Origin of the sequence: Weizmannia sp. FSL W8-0401 (genome assembly GCF_038009125.1) — a bacterium.
In the GTDB taxonomy this organism is placed as follows: domain Bacteria; phylum Bacillota; class Bacilli; order Bacillales; family Bacillaceae_C; genus Weizmannia; species Weizmannia coagulans.
On the sequence record NZ_JBBPAG010000001.1, the window covers coordinates 2915245 to 2934635 of the forward strand.

14 protein-coding genes, 1 pseudogene and 1 riboswitch are annotated in these 19391 nt (G+C 47.7%); of the genes and pseudogenes, 8 read left to right on the forward strand and 7 right to left on the reverse strand.

Annotated features, from left to right (window positions below):
* Positions 1–84 precede the first annotated feature (84 nt).
* The 3 genes from NSU00_RS14140 to NSU00_RS14150 all read right to left on the reverse strand — a co-directional run bounded on the left by NSU00_RS14140 (position 85) and on the right by NSU00_RS14150 (position 4762).
* Positions 85–2064: a beta-glucoside-specific PTS transporter subunit IIABC gene (locus NSU00_RS14140; protein WP_340703061.1), complete on the reverse strand. Its 1980-nt coding sequence runs from the start codon at positions 2062–2064 to the stop codon at positions 85–87.
* 408 nt (positions 2065–2472) lie between these two features.
* Positions 2473–3318, reverse strand: a complete 846-nt coding sequence (gene glcT, locus NSU00_RS14145; RefSeq protein WP_061565633.1) for a glucose PTS transporter transcription antiterminator GlcT — start codon at positions 3316–3318, stop codon at positions 2473–2475.
* Positions 3319–3433: 115 nt separating this feature from the next.
* Positions 3434–4762 (reverse strand): NCS2 family permease, encoded by a 1329-nt coding sequence (locus NSU00_RS14150; RefSeq protein WP_013860613.1) that lies wholly within the window; start codon positions 4760–4762, stop codon positions 3434–3436.
* 131 nt (positions 4763–4893) lie between these two features.
* Positions 4894–4995, reverse strand: a riboswitch (purine riboswitch).
* 259 nt (positions 4996–5254) lie between these two features.
* On the opposite strand from NSU00_RS14150, the gene NSU00_RS14155 reads away from it, so the two are divergent.
* Entirely contained in the window at positions 5255–5629 is a 375-nt protein-coding gene (locus NSU00_RS14155) for a hypothetical protein (RefSeq protein ID WP_340703842.1), read from the forward strand.
* A 144-nt stretch (positions 5630–5773) separates the two neighbouring features.
* On the opposite strand, the gene NSU00_RS14160 is transcribed toward NSU00_RS14155, so the two are convergent.
* Positions 5774–7489: an ABC transporter ATP-binding protein gene (locus NSU00_RS14160; RefSeq protein WP_340703843.1), complete on the reverse strand. Its 1716-nt coding sequence runs from the start codon at positions 7487–7489 to the stop codon at positions 5774–5776.
* 21 nt (positions 7490–7510) lie between these two features.
* Complete coding sequence (locus tag NSU00_RS14165; RefSeq protein ID WP_328014135.1) at positions 7511–8728, reverse strand: MFS transporter; 1218 nt, start codon at positions 8726–8728, stop codon at positions 7511–7513.
* 224 nt (positions 8729–8952) lie between these two features.
* On the opposite strand from NSU00_RS14165, the gene NSU00_RS14170 reads away from it, so the two are divergent.
* From NSU00_RS14170 to NSU00_RS14190, 5 genes are all read left to right on the forward strand, one after another.
* A complete protein-coding gene (locus tag NSU00_RS14170; protein ID WP_340703844.1) occupies positions 8953–9609 on the forward strand; it encodes a response regulator transcription factor in 657 nt (218 codons plus the stop codon).
* Positions 9594–10697 (forward strand): sensor histidine kinase, encoded by a 1104-nt coding sequence (locus NSU00_RS14175; protein WP_340703845.1) that lies wholly within the window; start codon positions 9594–9596, stop codon positions 10695–10697. The genes NSU00_RS14170 and NSU00_RS14175 overlap by 16 nt, the downstream gene beginning before the upstream one ends.
* Positions 10698–10816: 119 nt before the next feature.
* Positions 10817–11749, forward strand: coding sequence for an ABC transporter ATP-binding protein (locus NSU00_RS14180; protein WP_340703846.1), 933 nt, complete (start codon positions 10817–10819; stop codon positions 11747–11749).
* 14 nt (positions 11750–11763) lie between these two features.
* Positions 11764–12879 (forward strand): ABC transporter permease, encoded by a 1116-nt coding sequence (locus NSU00_RS14185; RefSeq protein WP_340703929.1) that lies wholly within the window; start codon positions 11764–11766, stop codon positions 12877–12879.
* Entirely contained in the window at positions 12879–14024 is a 1146-nt protein-coding gene (locus tag NSU00_RS14190; protein WP_340703847.1) for an ABC transporter permease, read from the forward strand. Before NSU00_RS14185 ends, NSU00_RS14190 begins: the two co-directional genes overlap by 1 nt.
* A gap of 166 nt (positions 14025–14190) precedes the next feature.
* On the opposite strand, the pseudogene NSU00_RS14195 reads toward NSU00_RS14190, so the two are convergent.
* A pseudogene (locus tag NSU00_RS14195) lies at positions 14191–14544 on the reverse strand (UPF0236 family transposase-like protein); the annotation flags it as partial.
* Positions 14545–14890: 346 nt separating this feature from the next.
* On the opposite strand from NSU00_RS14195, the gene NSU00_RS14200 reads away from it, so the two are divergent.
* On the forward strand, positions 14891–16372 hold the full coding sequence (locus tag NSU00_RS14200) for a DASS family sodium-coupled anion symporter (RefSeq protein WP_013860620.1): 1482 nt from the start codon (positions 14891–14893) through the stop codon (positions 16370–16372).
* Positions 16373–16410: 38 nt separating this feature from the next.
* Positions 16411–17349, forward strand: a complete 939-nt coding sequence (locus tag NSU00_RS14205; RefSeq protein WP_340703848.1) for an endonuclease I family protein — start codon at positions 16411–16413, stop codon at positions 17347–17349.
* Positions 17350–17517: 168 nt separating this feature from the next.
* On the opposite strand, the gene NSU00_RS14210 is transcribed toward NSU00_RS14205, so the two are convergent.
* Positions 17518–19206, reverse strand: coding sequence for a hypothetical protein (locus tag NSU00_RS14210; RefSeq protein ID WP_340703849.1), 1689 nt, complete (start codon positions 19204–19206; stop codon positions 17518–17520).
* Between the last annotated feature and the right edge of the window lie 185 nt (positions 19207–19391).

Consider the following 19391-nt stretch of genomic DNA (forward strand, 5'->3'; position numbering starts at 1 on the left):
TTCAGAAAAAACATTATGGAAATGGAAAAACCGCCAGGGAAAATGATTTTCCCGGCGGTTTTTTGTTCAGGGTTGCCCGCAAAATTAGTTTTTCACAGCTGTTTCCTGTTTTTTGTACAGATTCAGCAAAGCTTCGCCCGCATATGTTTCGTCAACTGCGGCTTGTTCAACTGCATCATATGCCATCGTGTTGGTTACGATCACCATCGTTGTCGTGTCATAGCCGGCTTCTTTGATTTTTTCCGGGTCAAAGGTGCCGAGTACGTCACCCTTCCTGATGCGGTCCCCGGTTTTTACATTGGAATGGAAGTGTTCCCCGTTTAAGTTGACGGTATCGATGCCGACGTGGATCAATACTTCCGCTCCGCGGTCGGATTGCAGGCCGTATGCGTGGCCGGTCGGAAAAGCAACGGATACTTGCCCGTCAAACGGGGCTGCCACTTTTCCTTCTTCCGGCACAACGCCAACCCCTTTCCCCATCGCTTCCGAGCTGAAAACAGGGTCATTCACAGAGGTTAACGGAACAACGCGGCCCTTTACCGGATTATAGACAATTTCGTTCAGTTCCATGCCGGCCGTATCCACTTTCGGCAGTTCTTTTTGTCCCGATTCCATCTTGCTTTCCACAGCTGCCGTTTTCTTTTCCGTCAGGCTTTTCTTGCCCATTTGGACATTTGCGAGCATTTTTTCATTGTTTTCTTCATTAAAACCGAAAATCAATACAAGTACGAATGCAATCGCCCATGCGGCAATACCCGCAACGGCTTCCATGGCAACGCTTGAACCTTTGCCGATAAACAGCGGAAGTTCAAAGAAATTCATAATCGGCGTGTACTGGAAAGCTTTTACACCGGCAAAACCGGCAATGGCGCCGCCGATCGCACTGCCGGCCAAACCGAAAATAAAACCTTTTTTGTATTTCAAATTGATGCCGTATATCGCCGGCTCCGTAATGCCAAAGAAGTTACTGATTGCAGCGGAAACGGCGATTTCCCTGTTTTTCGATTTTTTTGCTTTAAAAATCGCGCCTGTCACCGCACCGAACTGTCCGAAGACGGCAACAAACATCATCGCCAGCAGCGTATCATAACCGTAGTTTTGAATGTTAATCAGTGAGATCGGCAAAATTCCCCAGTGCAGCCCGAAGACGACAAACACCTGGAACAGCCCGGCCAGAATAAATCCGGCAACAGCAGGGCTCAAGCTGTACAAGTATTGATAGCCGTAAGCAAGGCCCATGCCGATCGCATTGCCTAATGGGCCGATCACGATAAAAGTGAGGGCGCCGGCAACAAGCAATGTGAAAAACGGCACAAATACAAGCTGGGCAACAGCCGGTAAATGTTTCTTAAACCATCTTTCAATATAACTCATCATCCAAATGGCCAAAATGGTCGGGATTACCGCACCGCCGTACTGTTTAAAATTGATGGCGTACCCAGCAATGTGGCCGATTTTCGGAATGCTGCTGTCTGTCAGCGGGTAAATCATCGCGGCAGCAAGCGCAACAGAGATAAACCGGTTTGTATTAAACTTATCCGCCGCCGTAATTGCAATAAAAATCGGCAGCAATGTAAACACGCCGGTTGCGAGCGCGTCCAAGATGCTGTACCAAGCGGATGATTCAGACACGATATGGGTATTTGCCAAAAGGATGGCAACGCCTTTTAAAACACCGGCACCGGCCAGGACGGAGATAAACGGTGTGAAAATACCGGAAAGCACTGCCACAAAGCGGTCGAAAACATTGCCTTTTTCTTCGCTTTCTTCCGCCGCCGCATCGTTTTCAACCCCCGCATCGGAAGCCGTAAAATGATATTCATCCATAATGGCGTTATAAACTGGAACGACCTCATCCCCGATCACGACCTGGTACTGTCCGCCTGCATTCACCGCCGTAAGGACATTTGGCAAGCTTTCCAGCGTTTCTTTGTTTGCCTTGCCTGTATCTTTTAACCGGAAGCGCAAACGGGTGGCACAGTGCACAAGCGACTTTACATTATCAGGCCCTCCGACATTTGCCACAATATCGCGAGCAAGCTGCGCGTAATCTTTCTTTGCCATGCAAAATCCTCCTCAAATCATGATGGTTTCCGGAAACAGACGTGCAGCAATTCCCCGGGAAAATAAAAAGGCATGAGGAAAAAGCGGGAAGGCCATGGCGGCTGCCACTCCCGGCATCTTTTTCACTCATGCCTGATCGAATCAGTAACACGTTATGATAACATTTGATTAATTTTTAATGTGGAACCCGTTTCAGACGCATGCTACCGGATAAAGGCTGCTGCATCGTACACCGGTTTTTCCTGTTTGCTGCATCATTCACAATTTCCATGACAAATTATAGCACCGCAGGCATCCCAGTTGCAAGAAAAAATTAAAAAAGCATTTGGCATCCCGACATGAACAATGACGGCGTTTTGGCATTATTCAGCCTTTCATCACGCATGCCATGTATAATCAGGAGGCCTTTTATGATTCTATTTTGGATTGGATCCGCTGCAGGTGCATCGTCAGGTAAACGGCTTCTGCATCGTACACCGGTTTCTGTAATGCTTGCTGCATGATTTTGATCAATTTCCACGACAGGTTATAACACCGCGGGTATTCCTGTTGCAGGAAATGATTCAATTTCTCGGGCTCCTCCACTTTTTCCCCCGTCAGCACGCGGTCAATTGTATAGCGCAAATGGCGGACAAGGCGCATATAATGAATGCTGTCTTTGTCAAAAGTCATTTTAAATTCATACTCAACGGTGGAAATGAGCTGCCCGATCAGATGGGAATGCCGGCTTAATTCGGAAAGCTGCTTATCCGTAACAGCACTGTGGATGTGCAACGCAATAAATCCGGCTTCCCCCTCCGGCAAATAGACGTCCGTTGCTTCATTGATATAGTCCACCACTTCGCAGGCAATTTCGTATTCGCGCGGATAGAGAATTTTCGTTTCGGCAACGAACGGATTTTTGACAGCCAGCCCTTTCCGGATCCGGTTGATCGCAAAAGCAATATGGTCTGTCAAGGCAACATGGATATGTTCATTTAAAGGAGAATCAGCCCGGCTGCGGATCATCTCAATGGCCGAAATGACCACTTCAAGGGTTTGATTATCAATAGAAGGAATCAGCTTCATATACTGTTCCTGTTCTGTTTCGTTCTTCAGCACAAACATTTTTTCAGCCGATGCCTGCGGGATGGCCTCCCCTTTTTTCCGGTTAAAACCAATCCCCTTTCCGATCAACACCGTTTCTTCATAGCGGGGGTGGGAGGCAACAAGTACATTATTGTTTAAAACCTTTTTGACGATAAAAGCTTCCATTTCAATCCCCCTCGGCTATAGTGCAATACGATTAGTTTAAATGAAATGCGCCGGTTTTTCAATTTCTGCTGCCGAAAAAAACTTGCAGAGCGCGCTCTGCAAGTTTTTTTCGGTACTATTTTAAGAAAATAAAATACAGTAAGAAGACGACAAAGAAGAAATACATGACCGGATGGATTTCTTTGATTCTTCCTTTTACAATCATCGTAATCGGATAAAAGATGAAACCAATGGCAATCCCGGTTGCGATGCTGTAAGTGAGCGGCATGGTAATCAATGTAAGGAAAGCCGGGACGGCAATTTCGAATTTATCCCATTCAATATGCCGCAAGTTCGATACCATCAGCACACCGACAATGATCAGCGCCGGTGCTGTGACGTTTGAAGTAATGACCGACAAAAGCGGGAAGAAAAAGATTGATAGAATAAAGAAACAGGCCGTGACAAGAGAAGCAAATCCGGTTCTTGCCCCTGCGGCAACCCCTGACGAAGATTCAACAAAGGATGTTGTCGTCGAAGTCCCGAGCACAGACCCGATGATGGTCGCAATGGAATCTGACAAAAGCGCCCGGCCTGCATTAGGCAGTTTGTTGTCTTTCATGAGCCCTGCCTGGTTTGCAACCGCCACAAGCGTTCCGGCATTATCAAAAAAGTCAACAAAGAAGAATGTTAAAATGGCGCCAATCATTTGCGCTGTCCAGAATGATGAATCCCCGAATGAACTGAACAACGCGCCGAACGTCGGGCTTAAACTCGGAACCGGACTGACGACTTGATGTGGCACCTTCAGCAATCCAAAAATCATGCCAACAATACTTGTAAGGATAATGCCGTAAAAAACGGAACCTTTTATCCCTCTTGTCATCAGGATAACAGTCACAACAATCCCGAAAATGGAGAGCAGAACAGGGCCTTTTGACAAATCCCCCAAAGTGACAAACGTTGCATTATCACCGACAATAATACCGGCATCTTTCAGCCCGATAAACGTAATGAACAGGCCGATGCCTGCGCCGATCGCGTGTTTTAACTGAACCGGAATGGCGTTAATCAATTTTTCGCGAATGCCCGTCAGTGTGAGCAGAAAGAAGAAAACGCCGGAAATAAAGACAGCGGCGAGTGCGTGCTGCCAGGGAATTTTGTAGCTCAGGACAACCGTATAAGCAAAAAAGGCATTCAGTCCCATGCCGGGAGCAAGCGCGAGCGGATATTTCCCGAAAAGCCCCATCACAATCGAACCGATCGCGGAAGCAATTGCGGTGGCCACAAATACAGCCCCCTGGTCCATATGCATAGAATCCGGAAGCCCCTTTACGCTGGCAAGCGACAATGTCAGCGGGTTTACGGCTAAAATATAGGCCATTGCCAAAAAGGTTGTCAGTCCCCCGATAAATTCCTGGCGGTAGCTTGTCCCCAGTTTTTCAAACTCAAAATAGTTCTTCATTTTGCCTTATCCCTCCTGTGGAATTTCCAAAATCGCCATAACAGAAAAACGTTCCGAACGTAAACGCCCGAAACGCCAGACTTAAGGAATGAGGAGGGGCAAAGGTTGCTATTTTTATACGATTGCCCTCTGACTCTATCTCATTACCTCGTAGTCAAGCTATTTACGGCAGCTTGGTAGAAACGTTCAGGCCATATCCCTGAATATATACGATGGTATTGCATATTAAATTGACAAGATTGATTTTAACGGGAAAATGAAAAGAAGTCAATAGAAAACACGAACATTTTCTTCTTGTTTCGGGTTAACATTCGTTCATTTGCGGGCCGCTTTTTTGTTGAAAATAAAATTTTTGGGCTGGCAGGGAACCGGTTTTTCAGTTATCCGCCCCCGATTCACGCAATAGCAGGCCCTATTTTTTGCTTTTCGCCAGTTGCAGGACAGGGCATCATCCCTTAGAATAAGCATATATTCGACAAAGGAGGCGGAAAAATGGCGGAAGTCACAAACGAAATGCTGCTTACGGCCATCAAAGAACTGTCCGGCGAAGTCCTTTCAATGAAGGCAGAGATGAAAGAAATGAAAACGGACATCGCCGGGCTGAAACAGGATGTTGCAGGGCTAAAAGAAGATGTTGCAGGGCTAAAAGAAGATGTTGCAGGGCTGAAACAGGATGTTGCAGGGCTGAAACAGGATGTCGCTTCCCTGAAAAGCGAGATGGCGGAAGTAAAACAGGATATCGCAGACATGAAAAAAGATATAAGCAGCCTTGACAGCAATTATGGCAGGCTGGATGATAAAATGGATGTCTTATTCGAAGATATCTTTAATGTCAAAGCGGATATCCGCCGCTTGAAAAAAGCCTGATAAGAAGCCCCATTTTTGCGCAGCGGATCGCCTGCGTTTTTTCTTTTTTCAAAAGCCCCGCCATTTCACACAGAAGGAACCATGCCGGCAGTCGGGACACCTCCTTTTTCCTTTAAAAACCCCGTGCCCAAAGGCGGGCCGGATCTACTGCTGGTACTGGGCCTCGTGCAGTTTTGCAAAAATCCCCCCGCGGGTAAGGAGCTCATCATGGCGCCCTTGTTCGGCAATCCCGTCCCTGGTGACAACAACAATCCGGTCAGCATTGCGAATGGTCGCCAGCCGGTGCGCAATGACAAGCGTTGTCCGGTCTTTTGCCAGTTCATCCAATGCCGCCTGGATTTGCCTTTCGGTTTCCGTATCAAGGGCAGATGTAGCCTCATCCAGGATTAAGATGGGCGGGTTTTTCAAAAACATGCGCGCAATCGCCAGCCGCTGCTTTTGCCCGCCGGAAAGCTTAAGGCCGCGTTCGCCGATTTGCGTATCAAACCCGCCAGGAAGCGCACGGATGACCTCTTCCAAATGGGCGCGCCGGGCTGCTTCTTCAATTTCTTCATCTGTAGCATCCAATTTTCCATACGCAATGTTTTCGCGGATGGTGCCGGCAAAAAGGAAGACATCCTGCTGGACAATGCCAATCTGCGAGCGGAGCGATTTTTTCGTCATATTGCGGATATCCATGCCGTCAATGGCAATGCTGCCGCTGTCCACATCGTAAAAGCGCGGGATCAGGGAGCAGATGGTCGTTTTCCCTGCACCCGAAGGCCCGACAAATGCAACCGTCTCCCCGGCGCGAATTTTGAGATTCAGCCCCTTTAACACAGGCTGGCCGCCCGGATAAGCGAAGCTGACATTGTTGAACGCGATGTTGCCGTTTAACGCCGGAACTTCGACCGCACTTTCCCTGTCCCGGACGTCCGGCGTGCGGTCCAGTAATTCCGTAAACCGTTTAAACCCGGCCATCCCTTTCGGATACAGCTCCATGATCGCACTGATTTTATCAATCGGCTTGAACAGCACATTCACATACAGCACAAAGCCGACCAGCTCGCCGTATTTCAATTCCCCGCTGTATACCAGCCATGCCCCGTATACAAGGACGGCAAGGACGATCAGCCGGCTCATCATATACGTGCTGGAATTGGTCAGCGCCATCGTTTTATACGCAAGCAATTTCGCTTTCCGGAACCGTTTGTTATTTTTCTGGAACTGCGTGATTTCATAATTTTCATTCGTAAATGACTGGACGACGCGGACCCCTGCCACACTGTCCTCGACACGCGCATTCACTTCGGCAATCTCGCCGTACATTTTGCCCCATGCCTCGTTCATTTTCATATTGCAATACGTGATGATCCAGACCAAAAACGGCACAATAATTAGGGTGACAAAAGCCAGTTTGGCATTGACCGTAAACATAATGCAAAACGCGCCGAGAAACGTCATGACGGCAATAAAAGCATCTTCCGGACCGTGGTGGGCAAGTTCGCCGATGTCAAAAAGATCGTTTGTGATCCTGCTCATGACGTGGCCGGTTTTCACATTATCAAAAAATGAAAAAGACTGCCGCTGCACGTGTACAAACAATTCTTTGCGCATATCCGTTTCAATATTGATGCCGAGCTGATGCCCCCAGTAGGTGACGACGTACTGCAAATATGTGCTGATCAAATAGAGGCAAAGCAGCGCGATGCTGACGCTCGTAATCGTTGCCCATTTTCCGCTCGGCAGCAGGCTGTCAATAAACCACTGGACACAAAGCGGAAAGGCCAGTTCAAAAACAGCGACAATCACCGCGCTCGTAAAATCCAGAATAAACAGCTTTTTATGCGGCAAATAATAGGAAAAAAAGCGGCGTAACATATGTCCCCTCCTGTCAAAAAATTAGTTGGAAGCATGCCGTGTAGAAACAAGCCATTTTCTCTTTGCAATCACGGCCAGCCGGACTGAAAACACAATGGCCAGCACCGTCAGCGCAGCGATCATCAGCACAACCCCGTTCCATCCGAGCCGGCTGTAGAACACGCCCCCGACTGTCCCGCCGATGCTCGAGCCGATATAATAAAAGAATAAGTACAATCCGGAAGCCTGCGCTTTATCATGGGAGGAAAGGCGGCCAACCCAGCCGCTTGCGATCGAATGGCCGGCAAAAAAGCCGAATGTGAACACGGCAATGCCAAAAATTTTCAGCCATAAAGATGGAACAAGCGTAATCGAGGCCCCCAGGAGCACAATAAGGAGCGAAAGCTGCAAAATTTTCCGCCTGCCGTGCCGGTCCGCAAGCATCCCCATCCATGCCGAGCTGAATGTACCGACAAGGTAGACGATAAAAATGAAGCCGACGACCGTCTGGCTCAGCGAATACGGCGGCGCAATTAGCTGGAATCCGATGTAATTATACAGCGAAACAAAGCTCCCCATTAATAAAAATCCAATCAAAAACAAATAAATCAGGCCCGGTTCCGCAAGCTGGCGGACAAGGCTTCCCGCCAGTTTCCCGATTTCAAACTTCCGGGCAGTAAAGTGGGAAGACGGCGGCAGCACGGCCCAGAACAGGATGCTTGCGAGCAGGCTGATCACCCCGATCGACGCCAGCGCCACATGCCAATTGAAAAAGTCGGTCAAAGTTCCGCAGATGATCCGCCCTGCCATGCCCCCGATCGAATTCCCGCTGATATATAACCCCATCGCAAGTCCGAGGCTTGACGGCAAAATCTCTTCCCCCAGGTATGCCATGGCAACAGCCGGCAGCCCGGCAAGCACAAGGCCCTGCAGCACCCGGCAGACAATCAGCAAATGATAAGTCGGGGCAAAAGCAGTCAGGATGCAGAGGGCAGACGAAGCAATCAGTGAAAAAGACATCACGGATTTTCGCCCGAACACTTCCGACAACGATCCGGCAATCAGCATGCTCACCGAGAGCGTCACGGTGGTAGAAGACAGGCTCAAACTCGACATTGTCGGCGATAAGTGAAACTGCTTTGCAATATCCGGCAAAAGCGGCTGCATCCCCCAGAGAATCGCAAACGTATTGAATCCCCCGGCAAATAGCGCAAGATTTGCCAGGCGGAATTTTCTTGTCCCTTGCTCGATGTATTTCATGTCTGCACAAACCCCTTTGCTGCAAATTCCAAAAATTCCGTACCATACTATCTATCATAACCTTTTTTTCTTTCTGTTCCAATCATTCAATCCCACACGCCCATGCCGCAAAGAATGCGCCCGCAAAATAGAAAGAACAAAATGGAAAGATAAAAAACAGAATGTATGCCGGGTGCAATTCAGCTATAATGGAAAGAAGAAGAGGCGGGGCCGGAGGGAAAAGGATGGATAAAATTAAAATTGTGATTGCCGATGACAATTCCTTTATACGCGAAGGGTTAAAAATCATTTTATCGTCATACGAAGAGTTCGAAGTCATGGCAACAGTCGGAAACGGCAAGGAAGCGGCAGCATATTGCCTTAACCAACCGGTTGACATCGCCCTTTTGGATGTGCGGATGCCGGAGATGAACGGCGTCGAAGCTGCGAAAATCATTGCAGCCCAAACATCTGCCAAACCGATGATCCTGACCACCTTTGACGATGACGAATATATTGTCGATGCATTAAAAAACGGGGCAAGAGGCTACTTGCTGAAAAATAATGATCCTGAAAAAATCCGGGATGCCATCAAAAGTGTCTATAACGGCAACAGCATTTTCCAGGATACGGTTCTCGATAAAATTAAATCCAATTTAAGCAGCAGAGAACCGGAACCGAAAATAGACATGAAAAAGTTCACGGAAAGAGAACGTGAAATCATGTCCCTGATTGCAAAAGGCTTTTCCAATAAAGAAATTGCCAAAACCTTGTACATTTCAGAAGGAACGGTCGCAAATTACATTACCTCCATTTTTGGCAAAACAGGGCTTGAGCACCGCACACAGATTGCCGTTTATTATCTTACAGGGAAAGGGAACAAAACATGGAATCCCGGCTGATTGCGGCAAAGCTGGCACTTATTGGCTGGGCCGCTTTCATGGCTGTTCAGGAAGATTTGCCTCTGGCTCCCGCTGTATTCCTGCTTCTACTCTATTTTATAGCAAATATCGCGATGTACATTTGGAACAGGAAGGCGTTTCCCGCTTTTTTTGCGGCCTGCTCCATCGGTATTGCCGGTTTCGGCGCTTTATATGTGAATCCCCTGTTTGTCATCTTCGCGCCGCTATCGGTTTTGGAGCTCGCCGAAAGGTGGCCCGTTCCAAGATCGATACAGGCGCTCATCCTGCTTGTACCCGTTTTTTATTTAAAAACTGGGACAGCCGGCCAGTATGTTTTCTCGGCAGCCTTCAGCTGGATCATTTGGGATACGGCCATTACGTACGCAGACCGGCTGGAAAAGAAAGAACAGCAGCTTGACCGGCTGCGCACTTCAGTCCAGAGGCTCGCGCGCCGCCTGAATGAAAACGAGGAATTCATCCGCCAATCTGAATACACCTACCGGCTGGAAGAACGGAACCGGATTTCGCAGGAAATTCACGACAATGTCGGCCACGCGATGACCGGCGCACTCATCCAGATGGAAGCGGCAAAAAGCCTTCTGGAAAAAGATCCCGCACAGGCACGGGCGTTACTGCAAAACGCCATCACCATTACAAAAGAAGGAATTGAAAGCATCCGGCTGACGCTGAAACAAATGAAACCGCCTGTTGAACAAGTCGGCATTCACCGGCTGCAGCTTGCTTTAGATGCGTTTTCCGCAAGATATGAACTTGAAACAGTGCTCACTTACAGCGGCAATCTCGACTGCATTACCCATGTACAGTGGAAAATCATTCAAGAAAATGTGAAAGAAGCGCTGACCAATGCGCGCAAATATGCCGATGCATCACAGATTGCCATCAACATTCAAATCCTTAATAAAATCATCAAAGCAGAAGTAAAAGACAATGGCAAAGGTGCCGCCAAAATCAAAAAAGGGATTGGCATTACCGGCATGGAGGAACGAGCAGCCTCACTTGGAGGCCATGTCATCACCGACGGTTCGCACGGTTTTTCCGTGACCACCCTGCTTCCCATTGAGCCGTGAACAGCCTCACCTTCAAAACATGAATTTTTTCATATGAAAGTCATGAACGATCCCACTTACCGGGTATCGTTCCTTTTTTTTATACTAAAGTCATAAAGGAAGTAAGGGGGAAAGAAACCATGAACGTATTGGAAATCCGGAATTTGACGAAAAAATTCGGCGACTTTATTGCGGTCGACCGGATCTCACTGCAAGTAAAGGAGGGGGAAATTTTCGGTTTTCTCGGGGCAAACGGCGCCGGCAAAAGTACGACGATCAACATGATTGCCGGCCTGTTAAGAAGCAATGGCGGGACCATTGAAATCCTCGGGAAAAACATCATGAAAAATAAACGGTTTGCGAAAATGAATCTCGGCATTGTCCCGCAGGATCTCGCCATTTACGAAGATTTAACCGCTTTTGAAAATGTCCGTTTTTTCGCCGGGCTCTATGGCCTGCGCGGCAGTGAACTGGATGCGAAAACAAGGGAAGCACTCGCTTTTGTCGGCCTTGGGGACCACCATAAAAGCACACCGGACAAATTTTCCGGCGGGATGAAGAGGCGCCTCAATATTGCCTGTGCGATCGCCCATCAGCCGAAACTGATCATCATGGATGAACCGACAGTCGGGATTGACCCGCAGTCCCGCAATTATATTTTAAACTCCGTACGTAAACTGAATGAAATGGGCTGCACCATTATTTATACGAGCCATTACATGGAAGAAGTGGAAGAAATCTGCACAAACATCGCGATTATTGACCATGGGAAAATTATTGCAGAAGGCACAAAGGAGCAGCTGAAGTCGATCATCACAGACAAAAAAGAAGTCCAGATTGAAGTGAAAACAGATGCGGCCGATGCCGCGGAAATCAGGAAGATTAAAGGCGTTGAAACGGTATCCGTCCATGAAAGCACGATCCGGATCCAGTCGGATGCAAGCATTAACAATTTAAATCTGATTCTTGAATTTTTGATCAGCCGGCATATTGAAATTAAGGCCCTGCAGGAAAAAGAACCGAACCTTGAAACGGTATTTTTAACCTTAACCGGCCGGAATTTAAGGGATTAGGGAGGAGAAAAGTGATGTCAAGCATCCTGCACATCTTAAAAAAAGAAGTAATAACCGCATTTCGCAACAAACGCACCATTATTTTCATGCTTGCATTCCCGCTCGTTTTAATGCTTGTGCTCGGTTCCGCCCTTTCGAATGCATTTGACAAGACGGTTTCGGTCGGCGAGATTCACGTGTTGTACAAAAGCAGCCTGGATAAAAATGCCGCACCCTATTTCCATACATTCCAACAGTATGCGGAAAAATCAGATATCCATTTTGAAAAGGCCGGCAAAAACACGGACGGATTGAAAGAAGTAAAACTTGGCAACGCGGATGGTTACGCCGTTGTAAACGGCCGGGGCATCCGACTGTATACGAACGGAAGAAACAGCATAAAAGGCAGTATTTTAGAAGGGGTATTTTCGGCTTTTACCGACCAGTACAATCTTGCTGCCGAAGTGATGAAAACCGCGCCCGAAAAAGCCGGGGCTGCCTTCAGGAAGGTCAAAAACAATTACATTCAAACAGAATCGCTGCTGCCGAAAAAGCAGCCCGGTTCAATGGATTATTATGCGATCGTGATCACCACAATGATATGTCTGTATGCGTCTTTAGGATCGAGCACTTTAATTGCAGGGGAGCGCATCCGAAAAACAGCTGACAGGCTTATCGCCGCCCCTGTCAGGAAAAGCAGTATTTTTATCGGAAAGCTTTTCGCGGATGTTTTCGTTTATGCCCTTTGCATCGCACTCCTTATCGTAGTGAGCAAGGTCGTTTACAAAGCGAATTGGGGAGACCATCTACCGCTTGTCTGTCTCCTGCTTTTGACAGAAATCATTTTTTCCGTCAGTATTGGCATCGGCGTCAGTATGTTCAGCAAATCTGCAGGTGCCAGAGCCATCCTGAACATTTTTATCCAACTTGCCTCGTTTTTTGGCGGCGCCTATTTCAAAATTGAGCATGCTGGCAAATTGCAGGCCCTTTTAAACCTTTCGCCGCTGACATGGATCAACCAGGCGATTACGAAAATCATTTACAACAATGATTTATCTGCTGCCATCCCGGTCGCGGCAGCTAATCTTTGCATTGCCCTATTGATTCTTTTGATTTCTGTAACCGCACTGCAAAAAAGGGAGGGTTTGTAATGAAAGACGTTTTATGGCTGGCCCGCAACACATTAAGCAAAACCTTTCGAAAGAAAAGAAATGTTCTCCTGTATATCGGGTTGCCTTTTATCAGCATCTTTATCGCTTTCCTTGTATACGGCGGGAGCGGTGTAAAGGCCCTCCACGTCGGCATCGTGGATAAAGATCACAGCCAAATTGCCGCTGATACGGTCCATTTCCTGAGCGGGCTGAACAATGTCAAAACAGCCGAAATTTCGCAATCCGAAATGAAAAGCCAATTGGCGGACGGAAAGCTCGACTGTGCCATCATTTTTGAAAAGGGGTTTGCCGAAAGTGTCCGGAGCGGAAATCCTGCCCATATCCGGATGGCTTCAATTAAGGGAGCAGAAGTAACAAAGTTTATTCAATCCTATTTATATCAATACATCGGTCATATCGTATCCATCAGCAAAGTATCATCAGGAAACGAACAGGCTTTTCAAACGATGTATGATGAGTTCCAAAAAGCTTCCTATAAAGTGAAAACCATTCGTTTGCAGGATCTTTCCCAATCCAATGATTTGACCTACCAGACGATGGGCGTGCTTATCCTGTTTATGCTCATGTCTGCTTTCAATTTGTCTGAACTGATTCTTGCCGAAAGAGAAAACCGCACGTATTTCAGGCTGTTGTCTTCGCCGGTCAGCGCTGGCAAGTATGTATTGTCCAATGTACTTTGCAATCTGATCGTGATGGCGGTCCAAATTGTATTGATCACAGCAGCCATGAAGGATGTTTTCCATATGACGATGAATCTTTCCATCTGGCAAATGTCAGCTGTCATGTTCCTGTTTGCCTGGATTTCAACCGGCATTTCTTTAATGATGGTATCATTGTCAAACAGCCGGAATGCTTTTAACTCGCTGCAAACATTAATCGTCGTACCGACGTGCATGCTTGCCGGCTGCTTCTGGCCGGTGGAAATCATGCCGAAAGCCCTGCAGAAAGTATCCGATTTCCTGCCCCAGCGCTGGACATTGGAAACCCTGGACAAATTGCAAACCGGCCATCCGCTCAGCAGTCTGTATTTAAACATTTTGATCCTGATTGCCTTTGCGCTTTGTTTCTTCCTGTTCGCCATTTACCAGTTCAGCAGAAACCGCAATACCCGCAACTTTGTATAGTTCCTGCAAAAAGAGAGGCAGATCCGCCTCTCTTTTTGGCATGTTGCGGGCTAAGATTACATAGGTTGCTTTGCTCCGCTGCAGCCAATCGATCCGCAGGCCGCAAAGGACCAGGAACACCCCATTCACCTGCTTTTCAATTCCGCAAGTTCCCGTTTGGATCCCCGTTCCCGCTTGCCAGCTCTGCCACCTTCAATTCCACTAACGGGCTGTATCTCTGATGTGGTACCAGCCCCAAGCATTCATCCAGAGGGTAATGCGAACCCCCTCTCTTGTCATGCATGAATGAGCGTTTAAAATTCACACTTCCAAATAGAAACTGAACGCTCCTGTAATCACTCCGGCAGTACTGCCAGCCTTCCGCCTGTTTCTTCAGTCTAATCGTTTGATCTAACTTCTCAAATACGTCCCCAACCCATTGTGTAAAAACTTTTTGCATCAGAATTTTAACCTGTTCTTCAAATTCAATAAGACTCTTTGTATCCTTTAATAATCCAGCAATTATTGATATAATATCCATGGGAAGACCTCTCTCTAGATGTTCATTTCATGGTGTACATTTAGATGATAGAGTGTCTTCCTATTTTTTCCACTCATCTGCCCCTGCGAGTAAAATTTTACACATACCGGGCCGGGCTGGTTTTCTTCCCTGTTTCTTTTAATCTTCCCCCTGTAAATGGTCCCATAAATATTCGTCTCCTTTTATATCCACCTGAGTGCTTAGAAATTTCCTATTTTATGCACCCTGCTGAAATCTACGGAACCGCTTGCAAAAATACACCAATTTTTAACATTTTCTCTCCTGCCACTTTGCTATAATTCATATAGGGTAAATATTTGGAAGAATTCACAAGGGAGTGATCAAAATGAATGGCGCCAACCAGCAAACGAAGAAAACCAAATGGCAATGGGTTTGGATCGCTACTGCTTTTGCCGCTCTGATTGCGATTACGCTTCTCCCGCATACGAAAGGCCTGCCGGTAGCCGGCCAACGTGCACTCGCCATCCTTGCCTTCGCCCTGATTTTATGGGTGACGGAAGCCGTTTCCTATCAGGTCAGCGCCGCCATGATTGTCGGGTTAATTGCACTCTTGATCGGGCTTGCGCCAAGTATCCAGGATCCTGCACAAATGACGGGAACAGGCAATGCCCTGGCCATGGCTCTCAGCGGATTCAGCAGCTCTGCCGTTGCTCTTGTGGCCGCTGCCTTATTTCTGGCTGCTGCCATGCAGGTAACCAATCTTCATAAACGGCTTGCCCTCTGGATCTTGTCCCGTGTCGGCACGAAAACGAGCAACCTCGTCTTTGGCGCGATCCTTGTTTCCATCGTATTGGCATTTTTTGTCCCGAGCGCCACTGCCCGTGCCGGTGCCGTGGTCCCGATTTTACTCGGAATGGTGGCTGCATTCGGGCTGCCGAACAACAGCAAACTCGGCGCATTGCTGGTGATTACTTCCGTACAGGCAGTTTCCATTTGGAACATCGGCATCAAAACGGCGGCCGCCCAAAATATGGTCGCACTCGGGTTTATTCAAAAAGAATTTGAAACAGACATTACATGGAGTTCCTGGTTTTTATATGCCGCTCCGTGGGCAATCATCATGTCCATCCTTTTGTTTTTCGTGATGACCCACTTAATCAAGCCGGAAACAAAAGCCCTTGAGGCAGGAAAAGATTTAATCGAAAACCAATTAAAAGAACTCGGCCATTTAAAAGCTTCTGAGATCCGTTTAATCGTGATTTCCCTGCTTTTATTGCTTTTCTGGACGACGGAAGGAAAACTTCATCCTTTTGATACGACCACTGTAACAATTGTTGCGATTGGGATTTTACTGGCACCAAAGATCGGGGTTTTTGATTGGAAAACAGTTGAGCATCTCATTCCGTGGGGAACCGTGATCGTGTTTGCAGTCGGCATTTCGCTCGGTACGGTTTTGTTGGATACCCGCGGGGCACAGTGGCTGTCTAACAAAATATTCGGCTCGCTCGGTCTGGAAACGATGCCGCTCATCGCTACGATTGCCCTTGTAGCTTTGTTCACTATCCTGATTCATCTCGGCTTTGCAAGTGCGACCAGCCTGTCTTCAGCACTGATTCCGATCTTTATTGCACTCACCTCCACGATCCATCTGGGTGACAACCGGATCGGATTTGTCCTGATCCAGCAATTTGTCATCAGCATCGGTTTCCTGCTCCCGGTCAACTCGCCGCAAGCCATGCTTGCATACGGGACAGGCGCTTTTACGGCAAAAGATTTTCTGAAATCAGGCCTGCCGTTGACTATTATCGGTTATCTATTAGTCTTATTGTTCAGCATGACATACTGGAAATGGGTCGGATTGCTGTAAACAGGCTCTTTGATATAAAGGCAAATGGGGATGGTTTAATGGACAGCAACCGGGATATCATTTTGGAAAAAATCAGGAATAACCAGGCATGGTATGAATACGGCACTGCCCGGTTCAGAAAGATTTTGTCGGAGAATAAAGGAAAGATGCAGGCGGATGGCACACATTATTATGATGAAAAAACAGACCGGCTTGAGCAACAGCGTTATTACCGGAAAGCCCGAAAGCACCCTGCATCCGGCCCGGCGTTATTTGCACTTTACCATGATCTCGTGCAAAAAACGCACAAAAACCGGCTGCCGTACCATGTCAGCAAAAACCAATATTTGTACACGTGGGTGGATTTGCATCCGGATGGCTCCGTGCGGAATATTTACTCCGGGGAGGCCCGCGATCCGCTTGCCATTATCCAGGAAGACCACCAAATCGGGAAAAAACGCGGCGACCATTACCATTCCCTTTTACAGGAGAGCGAGATTTCAGCGCACCAGATTAGGGCAGTGGATACTTTTTTCAAGTACAATACCGAACATATTGTACCCCAGTCCTGGTTCCATGCCGCTGATCCGATGAAGGGCGATCTGCACCATCTGTTTGTCTGCCATCCGTCTTGTAATGCAAAGCGTTCCAATCTGCCCTACGGCGATTTTGATTTTTACCATCCGGAATCCGCCGATGAGCCGGTGCGAAACCATTGCGGGATAGCCGCTGAGGATAAGTTTGAGCCGGAATCCGGGAAGGGAACCATCGCCCGGGCTTTTGCGTATTTTTTGCTGCGCTATCCAAAAGCGGTCTCAAAGAGCAAGCTAAACCGGGTTGATCTTCCGCTTTTGGTGCAGTGGCACGAAGTTTTCCCGGCCGGCCTATATGAGCGCCACCGCAACCAGGCCATCTGCCGCATTCAGGGCAACCGCAATCCCTTTATTGACGACGCCGGGTTGATGAAGCAGCTGGAGGGCTGCCTGGTTAAGATCTGAGCACGCCGGGTGCAACGGGCGTGGCTTGTTTTACTCTGCCCGTATTTCATTTGAACGGCTGCGCGACTCGTTTTTCCTTTCATCAGAACCTTCATCCGGGCCATGAACGGCCGCGCGGCTCATTTTACGCCTAAAAAGAACAGGGGTTTCCCGGCCCCTGTTCTGCTTTTACTTTCCAATCCCCTTTATCTCCATTGCCTTCACCGGTAAAAAGGTTTCGCCGGTACTGAGGTAAGTCACCTTCACCTGGTCTCCTTCTTTCAAATAAATGGCCATTGGGACGGTATCCGAGCTGACGGTAAAGTTTTGTCCGCTAGCAAGCAGGAAGGAGACATTGGTATAATCGCCCGTTTTCTCTTTATAAACACGGAGCACCTTGCCGGAAACGGTTTTCGTTTCCGAACCCGATGAGCCGTCAACACTGCTGCCGCCGTGCCGGAGGGCAATTTTATACAACTTAAGCGCAGCATCGGGTGTCGAAGCATTCACCGAGATTTCCGGATTGGCCGCGGAAACGATAAAATACGTCTGCAGAAAACCGTTGGAATCGAGCACAGGCGTCAGCCAGCTGGCTTCGCCGTAAAAATTGTACAAAATCGGCATCGAGCCTTTCCATTTCTTCTCGATAAATTTTTTCTCGACAATTTGCAAATTGCCTTGCGAATCCATATACGATTCCTGCAAATTGCCTGTATAATATGTGGCCTTCCCGGTCCGCGCATTTGTGAGCGAATAGCCGAGCATCGAGTCCACATCTTTTTTCGGGCTCGTAAAATCGGTAAAATAATACATCGTCCCTTTATCATCAAAAATCGGGCTGACATTTGCTTCTGTTCCTTCATCCGTTGGGAGTTTCACATCCCGCTTGCCGAACAGCGTGTTCCAGTAACCGTGGACAAATTTGCCGAAATAACTGTTCTGCAGGCTGACGGCTTCCGGAGAAACAGCACCGTCAATAAAAGCAGGCGCCTGTTTTAAAGAATAGGACTTCATGTCCCCTGATTCCGGATCCACAAGTACAATGCCTTCCGCCTTAAATCCGTTCCTTGCCGATATAAAATGGCCGTAAGTCCGAATGTAATACGCTTTGCCGTGATCATCCACTTCCACTTGCGGCTCGCCGTAAAAAATTTTTTTCGGATAATGGAGGCGAATGTGTCGGGACAGATTCTTCTGGAAGAAAGAAGAAGGCGTATAGCGCATATTTTGCTTCACAAATTTTGGATTGTCAGCCGCATCTGTTGCACTCATCACAAAATACCCGGGTGTTTCCCCTCCTTTCAGCCATTTAAAAAATCCGGAAAACTCCACCGGCGCAATATAAACGTACTTGCCGTTCACTTTCTGGATTTGCAGGTTTCCCAACTGGTAATAACTTGCATTCGGAACCTGGCCGAAAGATTTTTTCATTTTATTGCGCGCAAACTTCGGCGGCACGCTCGCCGGTGTTTCCCGCTCATCAAACGGCTCAATTTCCGTTTTTTGCGCCATTTTCGCTGTATGGTATTTTTCCCCGGCATTCCAAAACGGCGCTGTCAGCATATACCCGGCGATGCCCAGGGAAACGAGCAAAACGAGCCCCTTTGCGAACTGTTCTTTTCCACTGGCGAGAAAAGCACCGGCAAGAGAAGCAAAAAACAGTGCCGGCCAGAAAACGGATGGATTTAAATCCCTTTTCGTCACGTAGAAAAAAACAGCAGAAAGTACCCACAGCAACAGAAATAAAGATAAAAATGTCTTCAATTTTTCTCCACTTTGCGGCTCGCCGGCATGTTTCAATTTTTTATCTGAAAAAGGAAATACCAGCACCGCGGCAACCATCGCAAAAATGGCCGTAAACATGATGAGTAACCCCACATCAACCACCCTTTCTGATCATCTATACGAAAAACCAGAAAAGAAGTTTCATTAAAATAGAAGATGGATGGCATGCGGGGGAGGAATTTCGAGACGGATGTTGTAAATCTCCAGTTTTAAGTCCCTCTGTTTTCCGCTTCTGATCGCAAAATGGATCTCGTGCAGTACAGGCAAAAAACCGACAC